General features: G+C 37.9%; 22 protein-coding genes. 10 read left to right on the top strand and 12 right to left on the bottom strand.

The genetic code is table 11. The annotated features are described in order from the left end of the window. Positions 1 to 37: 37 nt before the first annotated feature. From leuB to B0B05_RS10760, 4 genes are read right to left on the bottom strand one after another with little or no spacing between them, the layout of a single operon-like run. Positions 38 to 1,159, bottom strand: coding sequence for a 3-isopropylmalate dehydrogenase (leuB, locus tag B0B05_RS10745; protein ID WP_076783651.1), 1,122 nt, complete (start codon positions 1,157 to 1,159; stop codon positions 38 to 40). Then, positions 1,143 to 1,748, bottom strand: a complete 606-nt coding sequence (leuD, locus tag B0B05_RS10750) for a 3-isopropylmalate dehydratase small subunit (protein ID WP_076783652.1) — start codon at positions 1,746 to 1,748, stop codon at positions 1,143 to 1,145. The genes leuB and leuD overlap by 17 nt, the downstream gene beginning before the upstream one ends. A 57-nt stretch (positions 1,749 to 1,805) precedes the next feature. Beyond that, entirely contained in the window at positions 1,806 to 3,191 is a 1,386-nt protein-coding gene (leuC, locus tag B0B05_RS10755; protein ID WP_076783653.1) for a 3-isopropylmalate dehydratase large subunit, read from the bottom strand. Positions 3,192 to 3,198: 7 nt separating this feature from the next. Next, positions 3,199 to 4,362, bottom strand: a complete 1,164-nt coding sequence (locus B0B05_RS10760; RefSeq protein ID WP_076783654.1) for a 2-isopropylmalate synthase — start codon at positions 4,360 to 4,362, stop codon at positions 3,199 to 3,201. Positions 4,363 to 4,511: 149 nt separating this feature from the next. On the opposite strand from B0B05_RS10760, the gene B0B05_RS10765 reads away from it, so the two are divergent. From B0B05_RS10765 to rplT, 8 genes are all read left to right on the top strand, one after another. Then, entirely contained in the window at positions 4,512 to 6,047 is a 1,536-nt protein-coding gene (locus B0B05_RS10765; RefSeq protein WP_076783655.1) for a hypothetical protein, read from the top strand. Positions 6,048 to 6,103: 56 nt separating this feature from the next. After that, the gene (gene thrS / locus B0B05_RS10770) at positions 6,104 to 8,041 is read left to right on the top strand and encodes a threonine--tRNA ligase (RefSeq protein WP_076783656.1); all 1,938 of its coding nucleotides are present in this window, start codon (positions 6,104 to 6,106) and stop codon (positions 8,039 to 8,041) included. Positions 8,042 to 8,208: 167 nt separating this feature from the next. Continuing rightward, positions 8,209 to 8,739, top strand: a complete 531-nt coding sequence (gene infC, locus B0B05_RS10775; protein WP_076783657.1) for a translation initiation factor IF-3 — start codon at positions 8,209 to 8,211, stop codon at positions 8,737 to 8,739. Positions 8,740 to 8,868: 129 nt separating this feature from the next. Beyond that, the gene (locus B0B05_RS10780) at positions 8,869 to 9,162 is read left to right on the top strand and encodes a hypothetical protein (RefSeq protein WP_076783658.1); all 294 of its coding nucleotides are present in this window, start codon (positions 8,869 to 8,871) and stop codon (positions 9,160 to 9,162) included. Between the two features lie 29 nt (positions 9,163 to 9,191). Continuing rightward, positions 9,192 to 10,055 (top strand): C10 family peptidase, encoded by an 864-nt coding sequence (locus B0B05_RS10785; RefSeq protein WP_076783659.1) that lies wholly within the window; start codon positions 9,192 to 9,194, stop codon positions 10,053 to 10,055. A gap of 10 nt (positions 10,056 to 10,065) precedes the next feature. Further along, entirely contained in the window at positions 10,066 to 10,533 is a 468-nt protein-coding gene (locus B0B05_RS10790; protein WP_076783660.1) for a hypothetical protein, read from the top strand. 154 nt (positions 10,534 to 10,687) lie between these two features. Continuing rightward, positions 10,688 to 10,885, top strand: coding sequence for a 50S ribosomal protein L35 (gene rpmI, locus B0B05_RS10795; RefSeq protein WP_027384637.1), 198 nt, complete (start codon positions 10,688 to 10,690; stop codon positions 10,883 to 10,885). Between the two features lie 114 nt (positions 10,886 to 10,999). Further along, a complete protein-coding gene (rplT, locus tag B0B05_RS10800) occupies positions 11,000 to 11,344 on the top strand; it encodes a 50S ribosomal protein L20 (RefSeq protein WP_074233035.1) in 345 nt (114 codons plus the stop codon). Positions 11,345 to 11,464: 120 nt separating this feature from the next. Here the strand turns inward: rplT and B0B05_RS10805 are convergent, their stop codons facing one another. The 4 genes from B0B05_RS10805 to B0B05_RS10815 form a co-directional block, all read right to left on the bottom strand. Further along, positions 11,465 to 12,208, bottom strand: coding sequence for a carbonic anhydrase (locus B0B05_RS10805; RefSeq protein WP_076783661.1), 744 nt, complete (start codon positions 12,206 to 12,208; stop codon positions 11,465 to 11,467). 29 nt (positions 12,209 to 12,237) lie between these two features. Then, positions 12,238 to 12,888, bottom strand: coding sequence for a hypothetical protein (locus B0B05_RS16300; RefSeq protein ID WP_084173940.1), 651 nt, complete (start codon positions 12,886 to 12,888; stop codon positions 12,238 to 12,240). Beyond that, complete coding sequence (locus B0B05_RS16305) at positions 12,854 to 13,465, bottom strand: hypothetical protein (RefSeq protein ID WP_143745999.1); 612 nt, start codon at positions 13,463 to 13,465, stop codon at positions 12,854 to 12,856. Before B0B05_RS16305 ends, B0B05_RS16300 begins: the two co-directional genes overlap by 35 nt. 233 nt (positions 13,466 to 13,698) lie before the next feature. Further along, a complete protein-coding gene (locus tag B0B05_RS10815; protein ID WP_143746000.1) occupies positions 13,699 to 14,031 on the bottom strand; it encodes a hypothetical protein in 333 nt (110 codons plus the stop codon). A gap of 342 nt (positions 14,032 to 14,373) precedes the next feature. Here B0B05_RS10815 and B0B05_RS10820 point away from each other — a divergent pair, with 342 nt between their 5' ends. Together B0B05_RS10820 and B0B05_RS10825 are read left to right on the top strand one after the other, a co-directional pair. After that, positions 14,374 to 16,608 (top strand): M20/M25/M40 family metallo-hydrolase, encoded by a 2,235-nt coding sequence (locus B0B05_RS10820; protein WP_076783663.1) that lies wholly within the window; start codon positions 14,374 to 14,376, stop codon positions 16,606 to 16,608. A 175-nt stretch (positions 16,609 to 16,783) separates the two neighbouring features. Beyond that, positions 16,784 to 18,058, top strand: coding sequence for a Y-family DNA polymerase (locus tag B0B05_RS10825; RefSeq protein WP_076783664.1), 1,275 nt, complete (start codon positions 16,784 to 16,786; stop codon positions 18,056 to 18,058). Between the two features lie 36 nt (positions 18,059 to 18,094). On the opposite strand, the gene B0B05_RS10830 is transcribed toward B0B05_RS10825, so the two are convergent. The 4 genes from B0B05_RS10830 to atpA all read right to left on the bottom strand — a co-directional run bounded on the left by B0B05_RS10830 (position 18,095) and on the right by atpA (position 22,484). Next, on the bottom strand, positions 18,095 to 18,397 hold the full coding sequence (locus B0B05_RS10830) for an ATP-dependent Clp protease adaptor ClpS (RefSeq protein WP_076783665.1): 303 nt from the start codon (positions 18,395 to 18,397) through the stop codon (positions 18,095 to 18,097). 13 nt (positions 18,398 to 18,410) lie between these two features. Beyond that, on the bottom strand, positions 18,411 to 19,769 hold the full coding sequence (locus tag B0B05_RS10835; protein ID WP_076783666.1) for a hemolysin family protein: 1,359 nt from the start codon (positions 19,767 to 19,769) through the stop codon (positions 18,411 to 18,413). A 166-nt stretch (positions 19,770 to 19,935) separates the two neighbouring features. Then, on the bottom strand, positions 19,936 to 20,796 hold the full coding sequence (atpG, locus tag B0B05_RS10840) for an ATP synthase F1 subunit gamma (protein ID WP_076783667.1): 861 nt from the start codon (positions 20,794 to 20,796) through the stop codon (positions 19,936 to 19,938). Positions 20,797 to 20,906: 110 nt separating this feature from the next. Beyond that, complete coding sequence (gene atpA, locus B0B05_RS10845; protein WP_076783668.1) at positions 20,907 to 22,484, bottom strand: F0F1 ATP synthase subunit alpha; 1,578 nt, start codon at positions 22,482 to 22,484, stop codon at positions 20,907 to 20,909. Positions 22,485 to 22,486: the final 2 nt, after the last annotated feature.

Below are 22,486 nucleotides of genomic sequence, written 5' to 3' on the forward strand. Positions count from 1 at the left end.
GCTCTTTTTTTATGTAATTACAGTTGTGTTTTTAGATTTACACGATGGTAGATTTGCCCAGTTTTACATTCTCATAATTATAGTAGGTTTTTTCGGAGAACTGGATATAGTCGCTAATAAAGTTTCCCACTTCTGCGGTAGAGTAATTTTGATCTGCATTCAGATCTACTGTCACATAACGGCTTTCTATAGCATGTTCTACGCTTTCACGCAGTTTTTCTGCAGCGGGCCCAAGTCCCAAATAATCCAGCAGCATGGCCGCACTTAGGATAGATGCAACAGGGTTGGCAATGCCTTTTCCTTTCGCCTGAGGGTATGAACCGTGGATAGGCTCAAAAAGCGCATTATCCTCACCAATTGAAGCAGACGGCAACAATCCGATCGATCCACCGATAACGCTGGCTTCATCCGAAATAATATCGCCAAACATATTCTCTGTAAGAATCACATCAAAATGTTTTGGATTAAGGATCATCTGCATCGCCGCATTGTCTACAAACATAAAATCTAAGGTCACATCGGGGTATTCCTGAGCAATTTCCTGGCAGATTTTTCTCCAGAGCCTGGATGTATCCAGAACGTTAGCTTTGTCAACCAATGTCACTTTTTTCTTTCTTTTTTGGGCATCCTGAAAGGCAAGATGCGCAATCCTTACAATATCCTCTCTGGAGTATTTGCAAACATCATAAGCATATTCTCCATTTTCATCTGTGAATTTTTCTCCGAAATAGATACCGCTGATCAACTCGCGATAAATCTGGATATCAGTCCCTTCTATAATTTCCTTTTTCAACGGGCTTTTTTTGATCAGAGAGTCATAGGTTTTAATCGGCCTGATGTTGGCAAACAATCCCAGTTCTTTTCTTAGTTTTAATAAACCCTGTTCAGGGCGGACTTTGGCGTCGGGATTATTGTCAAACGCCGGGTCACCAATAGCACCAAACAAAACAGCATCAGAATTTTTGCATAATTCCAAAGTCTCTTCCGGTAAAGGATTACCGGTCTGGAAAATGGCTTCAGCACCCATCACACCATAATCAAACTGGAAATTATAGTTAAAAACCGAGGCAATTACTTTCAGTATTTTTACGCTCTCATTGGTCACCTCCGGACCGATGCCGTCACCCGGCAACACTGCGATTTTATAATTCTTGCTCATATATTTTTTGTGTTTTTTGTTCAAATGTTTTTATAGCGTCTTTTTTACTCGTTAAGAAATCGATATCATCGTAGCCGTTCATCAGGCATATTTTTTTGTAAGAATCCAACTCGAAGTTTTCTGTTTTGCCGTTAAAAGAAATCGTTTGCTTATCAACATCTACAGTAATTTGAGTGGATGGATTCTGCGTCACTGTTTCTATCAGGTCTTTAAGATACTCTTCCGAAACTTTTACCGGCAATAAACCATTGTTCAGTGCATTGCCTTTAAAAATATCTGCAAAATAACTTGACACAACTACCTTGAAGCCATAATCTGTCAACGACCAGGCCGCGTGTTCTCTGCTGCTTCCACATCCAAAATTATTTCCTGCAACCAGAATTTCACCGGAATATTTAGAATTGTTCAGAACGAAATCAGGATTTGGTTCATTGGTATGAACATTATACCGCCAATCTCTGAAAAGATTTTCCCCGAAACCTTCTTTGCTAATGCTTTTCAGGAAACGCGCCGGAATAATCTGGTCTGTATCTATATTTTTGCTCGGTAACGGAACGGCCTGAGAAGTGATTAAAATTAATTTCTGCATACGTTTAATTCAATGTTCAAAATTTAAAATTCAATATTTTTAAATTCTAATGTATATTTAATTCAGATTTTCAAAAGCCGGAATTCTGCCTTCTACAGCCACTTTTGCTGCTGTTAAAGGGCTTGCTAAAAGTGTCCTTGCGCCCTGACCTTGTCGCCCTTCGAAGTTTCGGTTGGATGTGGAAACACAATATTCACCTTCCGGGATTTTATCTTCATTCATTGCCAAACAGGCAGAACATCCAGGCTGACGAATTTGGAAACCAGCTTCATTAAAGACTTTATCAAGACCTTCATCATAGATTTGTTTTGCGACCTGTTGTGAACCTGGAACCAACCAAGCGACAATATTTTCAGCTTTATGTTTTCCTTTAACATAATCTGCGGCAGAACGGAAATCCTCAATTCTCGCATTGGTACAGCTTCCAATGAACACATAATTTACTTTGATATCCGCTGTCGATTGTCCGGCATCCAGACCCATATATTTCAAGGCTTTTTCCTCGGATTCGTTTTGAGCAGTCGGAATTTTAGAATCAATGGAGATTCCCATTCCAGGATTGGTTCCGTAGGTCATCATGGGTTTGATATCTTCAGCAGCAAATTCGAATTCTTTATCAAAAACTGCGTCGGCATCTGATCTCAAAGTTTTCCAATACGCCACTTTTTCGTTCCATTCTTCTCCTTTTGGTGCAAATGTTCTGTCTTTGATATAATTGAAAGTAGTTTCGTCCGGCGCAATCATTCCGCCCCGCGCGCCCATTTCTATACTCATATTGCACACAGTCATCCGCCCTTCCATCGACATTTCTTCAAAGACATTTCCGGCATATTCGCAAAAATATCCGGTTCCGGCATCGGTTCCGATTTTCGAAATAATGAAAAGAATCACGTCTTTTGCCTGAACATCTTTGTTGAGTTTTCCATTCACTGAAACCCGCATTGATTTTGGTTTATTCATCAGCAGACATTGGCTTGCAAATACCTGCGCCACCTGGCTTGTCCCGATCCCAAAAGCTATTGCTCCAAATGCGCCGTGCGTAGAAGTGTGGCTGTCACCACAAACAATGCTCATGCCTGGTTGCGTGATTCCCAGCTCTGGTGCAATGATGTGAACAATCCCCTGATATGGATGCCCAAGTCCATACAATTCAATATTATTTTTTTTGCAGTTTTCTGTCAATTGCTGAACCTGAGTTCTTGATAATTGGTCTTTGATTGGCAATTCCTGCCCCAAAGTTGGAACATTATGGTCGGCGGTTGCCACAATCTGATTCGGACGGAACACTTCCAGACCTCTTGCTTCCAGTTCTGCAAAAGCCTGCGGACTAGTCACTTCGTGTATCAGATGTTTGTCTATATAAATCACCTGAGGTCCGTCGGGAACGGTTTCTACAACATGTGCATCCCAAACTTTATCAAATAATGTTTTATTTTGGCTCATTTTATTTCTATCCGATTTTTTGATTAAAAGATGTCATCATATAGCTGAGATCTTCATTATTAACTTCTTTTTTGGTATCCGCGATTTTCAAAAACTCCTGATATAAAAAGTCCAGTTCGACTTTTGTCACATCAAAACCAATATTCTTGAAACGGTAAGCCAAAGCAGAACGGCCGCTCCTGGCTGTAAGAACAATCAAAGATTCGTGGATTCCCACTTCTTTTGGGTCAATTATTTCGTATGTTTCTCTGTTTTTTATCACGCCATCCTGATGAATCCCGGAGCTGTGCGCAAATGCATTGGCTCCCACAATGGCTTTGTTGGGCTGCACAGGCATTCCCATCATTTCAGAAACCAGATAGCTCATTTCGTTCAGCATCCTGGAATTGACATCCGTAAAGAAATTAAGGTCAGGATGTTGTTTGATAATCATCACAACCTCCTCCAAAGCTGTATTCCCGGCGCGTTCCCCAAGGCCGTTGATGGTGCATTCGATTTGTCTGGCACCGTTGGTTATCCCCGCAATAGAATTGGCGGTCGCCATTCCCAAATCGTTGTGGCAATGGCAAGATAGAATTGCTTTATCAATATCTTTGACATTTTCTGTCAGATACTTGATTTTTTTGCCATATTCTTCCGGCAGGCAATACCCGGTTGTGTCAGGAATATTAAGAACCGTAGCGCCAGCCTTGATTACTTCTTCGCACACTTTGGCTAGGAAATCATTATCTGTCCGTCCCGCGTCTTCTGCATAGAACTCGACATCATCAACAAAATTTTTAGCATACTTTACCGCTTCTACAGCACGTTCCAGAACCTGTTCTCTTGTAGAATTAAATTTGAATTTAATATGAGAATCAGATGTCCCGATTCCTGTGTGGATCCTTGGTCTTTTCGCATATCGCAGTGCTTCTGCCGCTACTTCTATATCTTTTTTGTTAGCTCTGGTAAGGCCACAGACTTTGGCATTTTTGACGATTTTCGAAATTTCCTGTACCGACAGAAAATCGCCGGGACTAGAAATAGGAAAACCAGCTTCTATGATATCAACACCCAAAAAATCGAGCTTTTCTGCGATCGTCAATTTCTGTTCCGTGTTTAGTTTACATCCCGGAACCTGTTCCCCATCTCTCAGTGTCGTGTCAAAAATTTCAATTTTTTCAGGATTCATAACAGAGTTTTTATCTAATTTTGATAATCAAAAGTATCAATTGATTTATTTGTTTACCTTGAATACCAGTCAAAAAATACAATATTCGATTTACTCAAAATAATTTTCAAAAATTTGATTCTCAAACACTTATATTAATAATTTTTACAATGTCAGAATTACAAAAGGATTTTTTGTTTGTGCTTGTCAAGTCGCTTTCAACTTCCGAAAAGCGGCAATTTAAGCTCTATGTTAACCGTCTGGGTATCAATGTGGACGCCAAATTTCTTTTGCTTTTTTCTGAACTGGATAAAATGAAAGAATATAATGAGGACATTATTCTTGAGAAAAAGATATCCTCAAAACAGCAGCTTTCTAATCTGAAAGCGCATCTCTACAAACAGATTTTGGTAAGCCTGAGACTGAATCCCAGCCATCAGAACAACCGCATCCAGTTGCGGGAACAGCTTGATTTCGCAACCATTCTTTACCAGAAAGGCCTACACAAACAAGCTCTGAAAATCCTGGATAAAACCAAACAATCCGCACTGGAACTGGACGAGAAAACCATCGCTTCAGAAATTATAGAACTGGAAAAAGTCATTGAATCCCAATTCATTACAAGAAGTATAGACGGGCGTGCCGAGGAGCTCATCCGGCAATCTTCGGAAATAAGCCGGCAAAATTCTTATGCCACCAAACTCTCCAACCTTTCGCTTAAATTATACAGCGAAATGCTGACGCACGGCTATATCAAAAATGATGAAGACCGCGATAAAATCCTTGAGTTGTTTGACAGAAAAACGGCAAAAATTGACCTCAAAAAACTGAATTTCACAGAAAAGCTGTGGTATTACAAAGCGCACGTCTGGAAAAATCAGCTTTTGCAGGATTATAAATACACGCTTAAATATGCCTACCAGTGGGTGGAACTCTTTCATCAGAACCCGGAAATGATCAAAAGCCATCCGGTTTGGTACATCAAAGGGAATACTTATCTGTTCAAAATATTGTTTTTGTACGGCAATGTCCAAAGGATTGAGGAGAGTTTTGAGACCTTTAGCAATGTTGTAAAATCTGAGGTTTTTGTGCATAACGAGAACTCACAATCTTTGATTTTTCTCACCTATTACAATACGATGATGAATCTTTATTTTATTAAAGGTGAGTTTTTCAAAGGTGTAAAAATGATCCCTGAGCTAGAACTTAAAATGACCAAGCATCGTGACAAAATTGATGAACATCATTTTCTAATCCTTTACCTGAAAATAGCATCCATGTATTTTGGCAGCAAAAATTACCATGATACTATAAAATACGGATTGAAAATCATTAATTCTAAAGGTAATGTGCAGGAAGAATTGCTTTTCCACACGAGGATCCTGATTCTCATGGCCAAATTTGAAGCCGGTCTGGACGAGGATTATGATGATTTTGTAAAAAACACCATGAAGTTTACAAAAAAGATGAAAAATCCATCTGAACTTCACTATAAAATTGTCAATTTTTTCAGTGAAATCAACGATAACAATCCGGCTGATCAGGTGGCAGCTTTCAAGGAATTTGGAAGACAATTGGAAGAATCAGGCAAAAACCAGTATGATAAAAGGACGCTGGTCTACATAGATATCCACGGATGGATAAAATCAAAATTGAGAAATGTAGATGTCATTGAGATTATTAAAGAGAAAGTTAAGGTCAAATAAATGTCTTTTTTCTTTAAAAAATCACTATTTTTGCAACTCTAAAAATTTCAGTCCTAATGCTAAAAATTACACTTCCTGATGGCAGCATCAGAGAATATGAAGGAGCAGTTACTCCGCTACAAGTTGCGCAAAGTATCAGTGACGGTTTGGCAAGAAACACCATCTCTGCCATCGTTAACGGAAAACAGACAGAAGTAGAAACCACCATCACGGAGGACTCTACGGTGCAGCTTTTGACGTGGAATGACGACATGGGTAAAAAAGCATTCTGGCATTCATCCGCTCACCTTTTGGCTCAGGCTATTATGGAGTTTTATCCGCAGGCTAAGCTGACTATTGGCCCGGCTATTGCCAACGGATTCTATTATGATGTAGATTTTGGAGGTGAACCTTTGTCTGAAAAAGACTTTGAAAAACTGGAAAAGAAAATCTTAGAAAACGCTAAGAAAAACTCTACTTTCAACCTGCGTGAAGTTTCTAAAGCCGATGCACTGAAAGAATATGCAGACAATCCTTTCAAAACCGAATTGATTGACAATCTTAAAGACGGCGAAATCACTTTTGTAACGCACGATAACTTTACAGACCTTTGTAGAGGTGGCCACATCCCTTCAACAGGCATTGTAAAAGCTGTAAAAATATTGAATGCAGCCGGCGCTTACTGGCGTGGTGATGAGAAAAATCCGCAGCTGACAAGAGTATACGGTATCTCTTTCCCAAAGCAAAAGGAATTAACCGAATATCTTGAAAGACTAGAAGAAGCTAAAAGGAGAGACCACAGAAAACTGGGTAAAGAGCTTGGGATTTTTGCGTTTTCGGAAAAAGTAGGGCAAGGCCTTCCGCTTTGGCTACCCAACGGAACCAAACTGAGAAGAAAATTAGAAGAATTCTTGTCAAAAGCACAGAAAAAAGCTGGCTACGAATTTGTAATGACGCCACATATTGGTGCCAAAGAATTATATGTAACTTCCGGGCACTGGGACAAATATGGTGCAGACAGCTTTCAGCCGATCAAAACGCCAAATGAAGGTGAAGAATTTATGCTGAAACCAATGAACTGCCCGCACCATTGCGAGATTTACAAAACATCACAGTGGAGTTACAAAGATCTACCTAAGCGTTATGCAGAATTTGGAACCGTTTACAGATACGAGCAATCAGGGGAATTACACGGCCTTACAAGAGTCCGCGGGTTTACTCAGGATGATGCGCATTTGTTCTGTACTCCGGATCAGTTGATGGACGAGTTCAAAAAAACGATTGATTTGGTTCTTTATGTTTTTGGTTCACTTGGATTTGCTGATTTTACAGCGCAAATTTCTTTAAGAGATCCGGAAAACAAACAGAAATATATCGGTTCTGATGAGAACTGGGAAAAAGCAGAACATGCTATCGTAACGGCTGCTACAGAAAAAGGGCTGAAAACCGTTACCGAATATGGCGAAGCAGCGTTCTATGGCCCGAAGCTTGACTTTATGGTGAAGGACGCTTTAGGAAGAAGCTGGCAATTAGGAACCATTCAGGTAGATTATAACTTACCGGAAAGATTTGATCTTTGGTACACCGGTAATGATAATGAGAAACACAGGCCGGTAATGATCCACAGAGCACCTTTTGGTTCTATGGAGCGGTTCATTGCTATTTTGATAGAGAACACTGCAGGGGATTTCCCGCTTTGGCTGAGTCCGGAGCAGTTTATTATTCTCCCAATCAGTGAGAAATATGTGGACTATGCAAAAAATGTTTCACAATTATTAGAAAATCACGATATTAGCGGACTGATAGACGACCGGAACGAGAAAACCGGTAAAAAGATCCGTGATGCCGAGTTGAAGAAAATCCCTTTTATGCTGGTGGTTGGAGAAAATGAGGAACAGAATGGAACAATTTCTGTAAGAAGAAGAAGCGAAGGCGATCTTGGCGCCATGAGTATCGAAGATTTTGTCAGCTATTTTAAGAAAGCGGCTGACAGCGGATTCGAATTCAAAGGATAATCAAAACCGCAGCCCGACTTGAGTGGAGCTCTTTTTTGTGAAGAGGCACGATGAACAAAAAAAGCGGGAACGGAAGGCGGAATAGCTGCCATAAATAATATATAGTAAGTAACCCATAAAATTATAATACAATAGCACAGAAATTTAATCACAGAGGAAGAGGCCCAATGCGCCGACCTGTACAGGAAGATCTACATCAGATTAACGAAAAAATCCGCGCAAAAGAAGTTCGCCTGGTAGGTGATAATGTGGAGCCGGGCGTTTATCCATTATCAAAAGCTTTGGAGATTGCAAGAGACCAAGAACTGGATCTTGTGGTGATATCAGATAAGGCTGAACCGTATATCTCCCGTATCCTGGATTATAAGAAATTCTTATATGAACAGAAGAAAAAGCAAAAAGAATTAAAAGCAAAACAGGTAAAAGTAGTAGTAAAAGAGATCCGTTTTGGACCTCAGACTGATGAACACGATTATGAGTTCAAAAAGAAACATGCTGAAAAATTCTTGGAAGAAGGCTCTAAACTGAAAACTTATGTGTTTTTCAAAGGGCGTTCTATCATCTTCAAAGATCAAGGTGAGATCCTTCTGCTGAAACTGGCTCAGGATCTGGAACACGTTGGCAAAGTAGATCAACTTCCTAAACTGGAAGGAAAAAGAATGATTATGATGATGAGCCCCAAGAAGCCTGCTAAATAGGCAGGAGCATTAGTCAATATAAAAAATCATAATTCTTCACAAATTATTAAGAGATTTTCAAATAAATTGAAAATCTCATTTTGTTTTAAAATTTTCACTACTTTAGGAAAAATTTTAAAACAAGTATATATGAAAAAAAATATTCTTTTTTTATTATTAGGAAGTGTATTCTTCCTAAACAGTTGTAGAACAGAATATGAATTAAATCAAGATGAGCATTTTGTTAACAAAAAGACTATTTCTAATGCGATACAAGCAAAAGCATTTTATTCCTTAGCTGTAAAATCTCGTTTTTTTAAAGGAAATTCTTTAAAAAAATACAACAATGGGCAATTAAAAATTAAAAACATTGTTGACATTAAAAATGAAGATAATTTAGCTTCATTTTATGCTGTAAATCTAGAAGAAGGTGGTTTTTATTAATTTCCGCAGACGATAGAAGTCACCCAATTATGGGTATCGTTGATGATAGTGAATTTGTCTTGTCAAATAAAGAACTTCCACAAGCTTTTGTAGGGTATTTGGATAATGAAATTTATGCAATAGAAAATATACGAAAAACTGATATAGAGCCTACTCAAGAAATAAAAAAAGAATGGAACGCGTTTCTTAATCGTGTACCCCCGGATGACGATCAACCATATTACTGTCCAGGAGAACATTATACAGTAAAAGATCCTTTATTAAATACAAATTGGAATCAAACCGCAGGATACAACGAATATTGCCCAAATTTAGGTTGTTCAAATACTACTGGAAATCAAAAAGCTTATACAGGTTGTGTTGCAACTGCACTAGCTCAAATCATGAAATACAACCAATACCCAAATTATTACAATTGGAGTGATATGCCTAATAACTGGGGCTCTTTAGAAACTTCGAGATTAATGTCGGATATAGGTAATAAAGTAGATATGGATTACGGTTGTGATTCATCAGGTGCAAACTCGTCCAAAGCAAAAACAGCACTTGCGAACTATGGTTATAACAATGTTATACAAGCAGATTATAATTATAATATTGTACAAGCCTCCATTGCTGCAAACAAACCTGTATATCTTTCAGGAGGGGAATATTATGGATTTTTAGGTCTAAAATATAAATGCCATGCTTGGGTTGCAGATGGATATCAAGATTCATATTTTTGTACTTTTGATGACAACGGACACATCACAGGTGGTTATGGTTATCTATTTTTCCATATGAATTGGGGTTGGGGAGGTGCCTACAATGGTTGGTTTGGCTTGAGCAATTTTAATCCGAACGGTCATAATTATAATGAAGGTAGAAAAATGATAATTTATAATAAACCTTAAATTTAATATTATGAAAAAAAATTTAAATCTCTGTTTATATTCTTTGATACTATTAGCTTTGTTGAATTGTAGAGATAAAGAAGATAATAAAGCAGAAACCATAATTAATAGTAATTTTGATTACACTATCTTAAAAGGCGGAAAATATGTTTTTGATGATCCTAACTTCAAAAAAGATAATATAAGAGTATTGTATCTGAAAAATGGCGAATGGAAAGAATATTATGAATATAACTTAGATCCCAAATATGGCTATTTTTTTTACAATAGAGAGAATCATACTTACATTCGTTTATTTCCAACGGATTATGATAAAGATGGTATAGAAAATTTAAAAATAAAATATGATGAAACTACAACTGATGATATAAAAGCTGAGTTTTCATACCGGGAAAATAGTGAAACACTTACTAAAATATGGTATAACGGAAAGGAGTTTACTAATCCTACAAGTTCAGCATTTACAATCGAAAAATAAACTAGCATTCAAAAGCAACTTTTTCATTGAACAAATCATCTTGTTTATACTTAATTGAATATCCAAATAAAATTTGTACTTTTGCAAACTATTATACCTGTTGTATGACAGGATCAAAAAAGAATATTGATAACAAACTATAAAACACAGAACAATGCCAAAATTAAAAACGAAATCAGGTGCTAAAAAGCGTTTTGCTCTTACCGGAACTGGTAAGATCAAAAGAAAAAATGCTTTCAAAAGCCACATCTTGACTAAGAAAGAAACTAAGCAAAAGAGAAATCTTACGCAAACGTCTTATGTTGCTGCTGTGGACACAAAAAGTGTTTTGAGACAATTAGCAATTAAGTAGTTTTTATAAATCCATTTCGGTTTATAAGAATTAAACAATTCACAATTTTAACCCTGAAACGGTGCCACTAAGAGCAAGCTAGTTGCCGCCCTTTTCAAAAAAACAATTACAATTATGCCAAGATCAGTAAACGCTGTAGCGTCTAGAGCGCGCAGAAAAAAAGTACTTAAGCAAGCTAAAGGTTTTTTCGGTAGAAGAAAAAATGTTTGGACTGTAGCTAAAAACGCGGTAGAAAAAGCAATGCAATATGCTTACCGTGGTAGAAAAGAGAAGAAAAGAAACTTCAGAAGCCTTTGGGTAACACGTATCAACGCGGGTGCCAGAGAGCACGGATTATCTTACTCTCAGTTTATGGGAGCTCTTAAGAAAAACAACATCGAGCTTAACAGAAAAGTTCTTGCAGACCTTGCAATGAATCATCCAGAAGCTTTCAAAGCTGTTGTAGATCAAGTAAAATAATTAGAAATCTTTTTTGTTATCAATATAAAATCCTGAGTTTTTGCTCAGGATTTTTTTTAGTAAAAGCCAAAAAGAAAGACCATCATAACTGATGGTCTTTCTTTTATCATGCAAGATGAATTATTTTGAACGTTCTACCACTCTGCCATTGATAGGTTGTACAGGACGGTTGTTACTTTTTGGTAAATGTTTTGCAACATCTTCTATCTCGTCATCTGTCATTGTGATTGGGTTTCTGAAAACAATCCAAGTCACTTGGTCAGAACAAGGAGGCGTTGTAAGAGAACCTTCATAAGTGTAATACGCTTTGTTTGCAGGATACATTTTTTCTGGGTCAAAGGCAATATCTGTATCTGCTTTCGCATTTTTAGCCAATGTTTTGAAAACTTTAAGTTTTTCAAAATAAGAATTTTCGTCACCTTCTTTTACCATCACACCAACTACGATGATTTTACCTGCTGCAGATTTGTGTACAAAGTGCAGTTCCAATGGATATCTTACACCGTCAATGGTGTGTTCTGACTCTTCGTGGGCGTGGAATTGGATCAAAGCATATTTTGTACCTTCATACTCCATATAGCTGCCTTCTTTGAAATCGAATTGCAAAGAGTGACCATTATCTACAATATCTTTGATATCACCCAAACTATAGTTAAATTTTATAGCTGGTAATTTTGAGTCCAGTTTTACTTTTTTGTTAACGATATTAATAGGCGACTGGCTTTTGCTTTGTCCACATTTTTCTGCACCCTGGATATAACCCCATTTATCAGGAGCTTTATCGCCTGTGTAACCCCATTCTGCTTGTTGTGCGCTTGTAAGAATTGTGCTTAGGATACTTAATGAATAGAATAATTTTTTCATGATACTTATGTATATTTAGATATTTTTGATTAATTAAAATTGACTTGATATTGTGCTAATACAGCTCCTTTGGTTGTGATTTTATCGCCTGCAACATCATATACAGGTCTGTTTTGATAAGAGATAGTAAATTTTGATGTATGGCCTGACAATAACCAGTTAACACCCATATCCCAGAAATTCACTGCATCATTAAATTTTTCATAATTAGAATGTTGTAAAGCGAAGTAAGGCATCAAAGTAGTGTTACCGATCAGGTTATTTTTGAATTTGTAACCAGCCTGTGCATACAAAGTTGTCCCTGTACCATACATTGGGAACGCAACACCGGCACCATTCAGGATATTGGGGTTATTGTTTCCGTTAGCAGGATTCATAGTACCGGCATTTCTGAAATAATCTTTTCCAAAATCAAAATGGGTAATGTTACCATACAAACTGATGGCCTGCCCTTCTTTACCGATTGGTGCATCATAAAATACATCAGCTGACAAATGGAGCATATTTTCATTAATAGTCTGGTTATTATCATCCAGTCTCCACATGGCGTCTTTTTGATAAATAATACCGGCACCAATGTTGAAAACTGATTTAGAACCAAGGTAAGTTCCTGCCAAATAAGGTATCATATTAGATTCCTGATCTTTAAACTGATATTGAAAATATCCGTTGTACTGCATTTTTGGAGGCAAAGCTGCAAAGTTGGAAGTATGTAACGGTAGGATTATATCCCGCCATTTTTTTGATATCCATTGGTTGCGCCATTGCTACTCTATAGTCAAATTTGCCCAATTTACCTTTTGCAAAAACAGACAATTTTCTAAGAAACTGGTCAGTAACATCACTGGTAGCCTGTTGGTACATAGGAGCATCAATCCCCAATTGAGAACCAACCGCTGGTGAAGCAAAACGAGAAAGCCCACTCCATCCGGACAATCCCATACCTAGAGATAGTTTTGTTTTATCAATTGCATATTCACCATAAGCATCATTAAGGAAAAACCCTGACTTTCTTTCGGACAGATCATTAAAGTTATTAAGACCTATTTGGGTGAAAGCAAAAACCCTGTCTGTTAATTGCCCGTAAACTTGAATTGCAGATCTCCTGATACCAATATCAGTGCCGCTGTTTTTAGCAACATCGTCGATTGTACTTCCGGGATTATAATCAGCAGAACGGATCCAGGCCTGAGTCATAAATGTGAATTTGACAAAATTGCTACCATCTTCATTTAATGGAATTTTTCTGTCTTTCATAAAGTTTGATGTTTGTGCGCTAATCTGATTTGTGAGCAGCATTGCACAACACACAGAAACAAATGTGTTAAACTTTTTCATAAGGTTTTACTATTAAATTTTTTTAGTTTATAAGTACAGATTGATCCTGGATGATAATAGAAAGATCATCCAAAATACAGTATTGTAATAATTGAGAAGGAAATGTTTATATATCGAACCGCCAGTCACAATACAGATCATAGAGGTTTTCCCTATCCTTCAATTGTACATTTTGAGGATAGTGGATAGTGGGACAACTCTTTAGCCGTGTATGCAAAAGCAGCGGAAAATTCTCTTTTTGCAGAGAAAAAAGGATTTGAAACAAGCGTTTTAAGTTCTAAAACTTCATCAGAAAAAATAAAATCCAACTGATTGCCAGCAACAGAAGTGGTTTGAAAAACCGCACGGTCCTTGCAAGAATTTTCAAAATCTGGTGTTGTAGAAAATGGTGTATAAAAATCTCCTTTGAAATTACTCGCAAAAGAAAATATGATTAAAAATAAAAAGTATAAAAGTAATAATCGTTCCTTAGGTACTTTTAACAACCGTACCATTACTATGTATAGTTTTAGCGAGGACAAAATTACGACTGTTATATAAAGTGACCGCAATTATTCAATTTTATTTTTAAATATACCTATATCACTTTATTGATTATATAAATAAATACCAATAAATAACTGAAATTCAACAATATAAAAAGCAATTGAATTTCTATTTTATATAATAATTTGACTAATCAGACCATATTTTTTTTACATTCATAAATATTTTGATAGATTTTTCATAAAAAAACCCCTTATGTGTTTAACGGAAATTACCGCTTAAAGTCATTTTTTATCCTTATTAAAAAAGCTTAAATTTGTTCTCAATAAAAATTAGAATAAATGTTTTTATCAAAATCCAAATTAAAACAGCTTTCAACAATTTCATTGCTTGGGATTTCAGCGCTATACTATTCTCAGGAAAAAAATCTGAAAAACGTTACCAAACTTACTTTTGGCGGTGATAATGCCGAGGCTTACTTCTCCCCCAACAGCAAAATGCTGACAATGCAGGTGACCAATCCTGAAATTGGTGCACAATGCGACCAGATTTTCCTCTATGACCTTACTCAAAAACCGGCAGAATCTAATCTTAAGCTGGTTTCTACAGGAAAAGGAAGAACAACCTGCTCCTTCTTTATGCCGGATGGGAAACATATCATCTATGCATCTACGCATAAAGCCAACCCCGATTGCCCGCCAAAACCGGCACCAAGAAAAGACGGAAAATATCTTTGGCCAATCTATTCCGATTTTGAGATCTATGAAGCTGATCTTAACGGGAACATTACAAAACAACTGACCAATTCCCCGGGTTATGATGCAGAAGCAGTTGTTTCCCCGGATGGGAAGAAGATTGCCTTCACTTCCACAAGAAGTGGTGATCTGGAGATCTGGATTATGGATATTGATGGTAAAAATCTAAAGCAATTAACCCACGGCTTGGGTTATGATGGCGGTGCATTTTTCTCGCACGACAGCAAAAAACTGGTATTCCGTTCTTCCCGTCCAAAAACCGATGAAGAAGTCAAAGAATATAAAGAATTATTGGCAGAAAATCTGGTTGCACCAACCAATATGGAGATCTATACGATTAATATTGATGGAACAGACCTGAAACAGATTACCAATCTTGGCAAAGCCAACTGGGCACCTTACTTTCATCCTTCTGACAAAAAGATTATTTTCTCATCCAACCATCATTCTACAAGAGGATATGATTTCCAACTGTACATGATTGATCTGGACGGGAAAAACCTGCAGCAAATCACTTACGAGAGTGAGTTCAATGCATTTGCAATGTTCTCTCCGGATGGCAAAAAACTGGTTTTTGCAAGTAACAGACAAGGTGAAAAACCACACGAGACTAATGTTTTTATCGCAGATTGGATTGATAGCGATCCTGCAGAACTGGTAAACGAAGACAACCTGAAAAAAAATCTGTATTACCTGGCTTCTGATGAACTCAAAGGAAGATTGGCTGGCTCAGAAGGCGAAACAAAAGCAGCCAATTATCTCTCCGCCGAATTCAAAAAATTGGGTCTAAAACCTTATGAGGGCAAAGATTTCATCATCCCATTCCAGTACGATGTAAAACTGAATCCGCATGATGACAAATCTTCTGTCCCTGTAAACGGGAAAAATGTTGTGGCTGTTTTGGATAACAAAGCAGACAAAACCATTGTCATAGGTGCGCACTACGATCATTTGGGACTTAACGAGCATCACAATTCTACATTGGCCAACTCAGAAGGGCAAATCCACAACGGAGCAGACGACAACGCCTCAGGAACCGTAGCTGTTTTAGAATTGGCAAGAATGTTCTCTCAGAACAAAACCAAAGAGAATGTCAATTATATTTTCGCCTTATTCTCCGGAGAAGAAGACGGATTGATGGGGTCCAAAAAATTAGCTGAGACCATCAAAACCAAATATCCTAACACCATTTTTATGATTAATATGGATATGGTGGGAAGATTGAACAAAGATAAAGACCTGACCGTTGGTGGCGTAGGAACCTCTCCTATTCTACCAGAATTGGTTAAAAAATACCAGCCTGCCGGAGTCAATTTGGCTTTGGACGAATCCGGAGTAGGGCCAAGTGATCACACCTCTTTTTATCTTAAGGATATTCCTGTACTATTCTTATTTACCGGAACGCATAATGATTATCACAAACCATCTGATGATGCCGACAAAATCAATTATCCGGGTGAAAAGACTATTGTAAATTATGTTTTTAACCTGGCTAATGCCTTAGGTAACGAAAAAGAAATTCCGTTTACGAAAACTAAAGTATCTACAACCAAAGCGGTCCCAAAATATAAAGTAACACTCGGGATCATGCCAAGCTATGCCGACAGCAAAGACGGGATGGTCATAGACGGCGTTATGGATAACAGACCGGCTGCCAATGCAGGCATAGAATCTGGCGATGTACTGACAAAAATTGGAAAATGTGAGGTAAAAGAAGTCTATTCTTATATGGATTGTCTTACCAAAGTTAATGCCGGAGAAGAACATCCTGTAACAGTTAAACGCAATGGCGTAGAAAAAGTGGTAACTGTTAAATTTTAACAAGTCAATTTTTATAAAAATTTTATTTCGCCCCTTCAGAGTCCAGAACTTTGAAGGGGTTTTCTTTTAGAATCAATTTTAACATATTGTGGAAAAATATCTTAGACATTAATTCCAATTAATTTCTAATTTTGGAACATACGAATTCGCCTTTCCCTCCCAAAAAAACAAAAAAATGTACGCCTTATTAGACTGCAATAATTTTTTCGTCTCGTGCGAGCGAGCCCTTGATCCTCAATTGAAGAATCAGCCGGTTGTAGTATTGTCTAATAATGACGGCTGTGTCGTATCCCGAAGTAACGAGGCAAAAGCTCTTGGGATCCCAATGGGCGCTCCGGCCTTCAAATACAAAAGTCTTTTTGCAGAGCACAATGTCAGGGTTTTCTCTGCAAAGTTTGAACTGTACAATTTTTACAGTCAAAAAGTGATGAGTATTGCCAAAAGCTATGTGATGGATTATGAAGTTTACAGTATTGATGAGCTTTTCCTAGATTTCCACGGATTCAAATATATCAATCTTTTGGACTATTGTACTACAATAAGGAAACACATCAATGATGAGCAGAACATCCCGGTAAGCATTGGGATTGCCCCTACCAAAACACTTTGTAAAGTAGCCAATCATATTGTAAAAAAAAATACTGACATCTACCCGGATGGCGTCTGCATTCTGGATTCCAAAGAAAAAATAGAAACAGTTCTAAAAAACTTTGAGATTGGAGATATTTGGGGAATTGGACACCGGCTGAATGCCAAAATGCAGGACTATGGCGTTTTCACCGCCTGGGATCTTTTGCAAAAACCCGAAATCTGGATCCGGAAAATAATGGGAATCCACGGCGTGAGAATGATCAATGAATTGAAGGGTTTTCCTCAGTTGGAGCTGGATGCGCCTTCTTCTAAAAAATCAATTATGGTGAGCCGAAGCTTTATGCAGATGATTACAAAAAAAGAAGAACTGGCAGAGCGTGTCGAGACTTTTGCAATCTATTGCGCAGAGAAACTGAGGAAACAAAACTCCTGCTGCAAAGTCCTGAGTGTTTTTGTACAGACCAACAGATTTCGGAAAGAATTGGGAGAATATAAGAATGGATTTTCTGTTGTTTTGCCCAACCCGAGTAGCTCCTCTATTGTCTTAGCAAAGTACGCCAACTCTATTTTTGAAGCGATTTATAAAGATGGATTTCATTATAAAAAAGCAGGTGTCATGGTCTCGGATTTTGTACCGGATAATGAGAGACTGATTAATCTTTTTGAAAAAGACGTGGATGATAAGCATATCCCGATTATGAAAACCATCGACAAACTCAATAAAAAATATGGCAAAGACAAAATACGCCTGGGTGGTATGTCTGGGGAAAACACTTATGGCAGAGCTGCTCTCACACCAGAGTATGAAGAATTTTTAAAAAACAATATTCTCCCGGAAGCTAATTACCGTTTTCATTAATAACAAAAACGATCACCCAGAGGTAATCGTTATATATTATACAATTTCAGAACTGAGTCCTTTATCCAGCAATGCCTGATTCATGGGTTTGAGTTTTTCCAGCGAACCGGTTTTCACAGTGCATTTTCCCTTATAATGAACCAGAATGGTACATTGTTCTGCCTGCTCCAATGTGTGTTCACAAATATCTATCAAGCACATTATTACAAAATCAAATGTATTGACTTCATCGTTATGGAGAACCAGTTTGTAAACCTCGTCCTCTTGTTCCAAAACCAATACATCTTCATCGTACTGCCGCTTTGGCTCATCGTAAGATTTGTTGCTATAGATTTTCATTACTTTTTCAAACTTAAGCTTCTGCCGTCTCATCGGTAAGGTCTTCAGCTACAGGTTTTTTATAAACCAACTCTACCAACTCCACACTTTTATTTTGCATCTTGAGGATTTTGAAATGATAATAACCAAAATCAAATTCCTGATTCTCCTCCGGGATATCCTGCAATTCATTAAGTATAAAACCTGCCAGTGTATTGTATTCGCCTTCTTCTGATTCCGGTATTTTTTTGGGAAGGCATTCATTGATTTCCTCCAAAGGTTGTGTGGCTTTTACCCAAAACGTGTTCTCGCCAACTTTGTCTACGATCCTTTCTTCTTCATCTTCCTCATCCTGAATCTCACCAACCAATTCTTCCAGGATATCTTCCAGCGTTATAATACCTTCGGTACCACCAAATTCATCAATAACGATAGCCATATGCTGCTTCTTGAGCTGGAATACTTTGAGAAGATCAGATATCTTTTTGCTTCCTACAACAAAAAATGCCTCTCTCATCAATCCCCTAAGATTGTCATGATTAAGTTCTCCTTTACTTTTTATATACTCGCGGATAATCTCTTTGGTATAAAATATCCCGACGACATTATCAATAGAACCTTCGTAAACAGGAATACGGGAATAACCGCTATCCATAATCTGGGCAATAATCTCCTCGGTAGTATCTTCTATATCTATACTGGAAATATTTTGCCTTGGGATCATAATCTGTTTGGCAGTATGATCTGTAAAATCAAATGCATTTTTGATGATCTCATAATTCTCTTCCTCTATCTCACCGCTATCTGCTGACTGTTTTACCAGAAGCTGTAATTCCTCGGTGGAGTGGATATCCTGATCCGATGCGGGATTGATCTTAATGATCCTCAAAAATCCGCTGGACAGAGAATTCATCAGCCAGATAAACGGCCGGAATACATTATAAAACAAATGCAAAGGATAGGCTATAAAAAGTGTGGTAGCCTCGGACTTCCTTATGGCAATGGATTTTGGTACCAACTCACCAAATACAATATGCATGGTGGTAATCAGCATAAAACTGCAAACTACTGATATTGTAGTCACTGTGGAAGCGGCTAATTCTATATTTAGCGAGTGAAAAAGACTTTCTATCAGATGATGCAGTGCACTTTCTCCTACCCAACCTAATGCCAGAGATGCCAATGTAATACCCAACTGGGTAGCAGACAGGTAAGCATCAAGGTTTTTGATAATATTTTCGGCCTGTTTGGCCATTGTGTTGCCCTCTGCAGCTTTGAGCTGGATTTGGGAATAACGTACTTTAACAATTGAAAATTCAGCGGCTACGAAAAAGCCATTCAGAAGAACTAAAAATAATGCAATGAGAAGTTTGACTAAACTATCGGGGTCCATTTAATATTGTTATACAATCTTTTGCAAAGATATATAATTTTTTTTAACATCAGTTACTAAGAATTTTTAACTGACAGAGAAGCAATTGTATTCTTAAATAATAAAAAGCACTGGGAAAAACCCAATGCTTTTTATAACTAACTACTAACTTTAACTTATAAATATTCTAACTGTTTTTAAGAGCTTCTGCTCCGGAAACAATTTCGAGAATTTCGTTTGTAATGGCTGCCTGTCTGGCTTTGTTATAGAAAATAACAAGGTCATTTTTAAGCGCCTGTGCATTATCGGTGGCTTTATGCATTGCCGTCATCCTTGCACCATGTTCGGATGCTACAGAATCTAAAATTGCTTTGAAAACCTGAGTTTTGATTGATTTTGGGATCAAAGTATCCAAAATCTCCTGTCTTCCCGGTTCAAATATATAATCAACATTGATTTCGGTAGTTTTCTCGGGAACTGCTATTGGTAAAACCTGCTCGGTAACCACTTCCTGTGTAGCAGCATTGATAAACCTGTTATAGATCACAAAAACTTTATCAAACCTGCCTGTTTTGAAATCTGCCATCACGCGCTCTGTCACATTAGAAACCTGCTCAAAAGAAAGGTTATCAAACAGGGCACTTTGATTATCATACAGAGTACGGCTTCTTCTTACCGCATCAAAAGCTTTTTTACCTATGGTTAAAACCTCTGTCCCAACATTATCGTCGGCAGCAAGTTGATTATTAAGTTCCTTAATTACAGAAGAGTTAAAAGCACCAGCCAAACCTCTGTTGGAAGTTACCGTGATGAAGAGTACTTTTTTCACCTCTCTCTCCGCTGCAAAAACAGAAACGTTATCAGAGTCTGAAGCGGCACTGACATTCTCTATAATCTCCTGAAGCTTTTCGGAATAAGGTCTCAGCATTACGATTGCATCCTGTGCTTTTTTAAGTTTCGCTGCGGAAACCATTTTCATAGCACTTGTGATCTGCATCGTAGAAGATATAGATGAAATCCTGCCTCGTATTTCTTTTAAGTTTGCCATATATTATAGTTGTTGTCCCTCGACTTTGCTCGGGATGACATTGTTATTGGTTGTTGGTTGCTAGTCTTAGAACAATCTGTCAACTATCAACCAAAAACCATCAACTAATTTTAATTGTATTTGGATGTAAGATCTGTAGCTACCTGTTTTAGAACCCCTGTAATCTCGCCATCAATTTTACCTGCTTTTAGTGCAGCCATTACTTCAGGATGTTTATTTCTAAGATATTCTACATACTCCAACTGGAATTCTTTAACCTTTCTGATAGGTACATTTTTCAAAAGATTCTCTGTACCTGCGTAGATCATTGCGACCTGGCTCTCTACCGGAAGCGGAGAATTAACAGGCTGCTTAAGGAGCTCCACATTTCTTTCCCCTTTTGAGATTACCGCCAAAGTTGCTGCATCCAGGTCAGAACCAAATTTTGCAAAAGCTTCCAATTCTTTGTACTGAGCCTGATCCAGTTTCAAGGTACCAGACACTTTTTTCATTGATTTGATTTGAGCATTACCTCCAACTCTGGATACAGAGATACCTACGTTGATCGCAGGACGAACCCCTGAGTTGAACAAGTCAGACTCCAGGAATATCTGTCCATCTGTAATAGAGATTACGTTAGTTGGGATATATGCAGAAACGTCACCTGCCTGCGTTTCGATAATTGGAAGTGCCGTTAAAGATCCGCCACCTTTTACAATTGGTTTAAGAGAATCCGGCAAATCGTTCATTTGAGAAGCGATTGTGTCATCAGCAATTACTTTTGCTGCTCTTTCCAACAATCTGGAGTGAAGATAAAATACGTCACCAGGATAAGCCTCACGGCCCGGTGGTCTTCTTAGTAACAAAGAAAGCTCACGGTAAGCTACTGCCTGTTTTGACAAATCATCATAAACAATCAGTGCTGCTCTACCACTGTCTCTGAAAAACTCACCAATAGAAGCACCAGCCATTGCAGAATAAACCTGCATTGGAACCGGATCTGAAGCGTTTGCCGCTACAACAACTGTATAAGCCAACGCGCCTTTATCTTCTAGGGTTTTTACAATTTGTGCTACTGTAGACGCTTTTTGCCCAATAGCCACATATATACAATATACCGGTTTGCCGGCATCATAAAATTCTTTTTGATTGATAATGGTATCAATAGCAACGGTAGTTTTACCCGTCTGTCTGTCACCAATAATCAACTCCCTTTGGCCTCTACCTACAGGAATCATAGAGTCTATCGCTACGATACCAGTCTGCAACGGTTCGTTTACAGGTTGTCTGAAGATTACACCCGGTGCTTTTCTTTCCAATGGCATCTCAAAAAGATCACCACCAATAGGGCCTTTACCATCAATTGGATTACCCAATGTATCCACAACCCTGCCCAGCATGCCTTCTCCTACTTTGATAGAAGAGATTCTCTGGGTTCTTTTAACTGTATCACCTTCTTTTACCAATTTGGATTCACCAAGAAGCGCCACACCTACGTTATCTTCTTCAAGGTTAAGAACGATCCCTTCCACACCGGAATCAAATCGTACTAATTCTCCGTACTGCACATTTTCTAAACCGTAAACACGGGCAATACCATCTCCAATTGTAAGAACAGTACCAACCTCCTCTACGTTGGATTGTGTATCAAAATTTGCTAATTGCTGCTTCAGTATCGCCGATACCTCCGCCGGATTTATTTCTGCCATTA

The sequence above is a fragment of the Epilithonimonas bovis DSM 19482 genome (assembly GCF_900108115.1).
Taxonomy (GTDB): Bacteria; Bacteroidota; Bacteroidia; order Flavobacteriales; family Weeksellaceae; genus Epilithonimonas; species Epilithonimonas bovis.